Here is a 282-nt window from a genome sequence, read left to right as displayed (position 1 = left end):
GCCTTGAGCAGCGGGCCCATCTTCACCGCCGGCAGGCCCTGCGGCTCGATGACGGCCATGTCCCAGCCGCTGCCCTTGACGCAGAGCACGTCCCATTCATCGCCGACCAGATCGGTGGCTTTGGTCTTGCACGAGGTGTTGCCGCCGCCATGCAGCACCAGCCGCGGCTCGCCGCCGAGCAGGCGGGTCGTGTAGACGCGCAACGCAAGATCGCGGCCGACGCCCTTCCTGGCATAGTCGGCAACCATCTTTTCCGCCTCGGCGTCATTCCAAAGGTTCTTC

The 282-nt window shown here is 66.3% G+C and carries 1 pseudogene; it reads right to left on the bottom strand.

The features are described from left to right. Positions 1 to 282 (bottom strand): annotated as a pseudogene (locus EN845_RS35000) (class II aldolase/adducin family protein); the annotation flags it as partial.

This window comes from Mesorhizobium sp. M8A.F.Ca.ET.202.01.1.1 (genome assembly GCF_004791595.1).
In the GTDB taxonomy this organism is placed as follows: Bacteria; Pseudomonadota; Alphaproteobacteria; order Rhizobiales; family Rhizobiaceae; genus Mesorhizobium.
This window is presented reverse-complemented; position numbering and strand designations above follow the sequence as displayed.